This is a genomic window from Pseudomonas sp. AC463 (assembly GCF_979253585.1).
Genome location: NZ_CEEDDZ010000744.1, coordinates 1 through 262, shown reverse-complemented (window position 1 = coordinate 262; position 262 = coordinate 1). Strand labels below are relative to the sequence as shown.

Here is a 262-nt window from a genome sequence, read left to right as displayed (position 1 = left end):
GCACCTGCGCGATCGGGATGCCGAGCTGCGGGAAGGCGGCGTAGCGATCCCCCGACCGTGCGCTGGCGTCACGATTGGCGTAGCGCAGGCCGATCTGGAAGTCCGGAAACAGCTCCGATCCGGTGTCGAGGACCATGTTGCCCTGCCACTGAATCTGCTCGCCGGTGGCGCGGTTGCGCTGGTCGTAAAAGCCACGGAAATTGTAGCTGGCGGGATCGTCGAAATCGAGACCGGTGGGCGTGAAGTCGACACTGCCCTCGAC

At 64.9% G+C, this 262-nt stretch carries 1 protein-coding gene; it reads right to left on the bottom strand.

Annotated features, from left to right (window positions below):
- Nucleotides 1-262: hypothetical protein (locus tag AC0IYH_RS32195; protein WP_471838380.1), on the bottom strand; the 262-nt coding region annotated here is incomplete at both ends.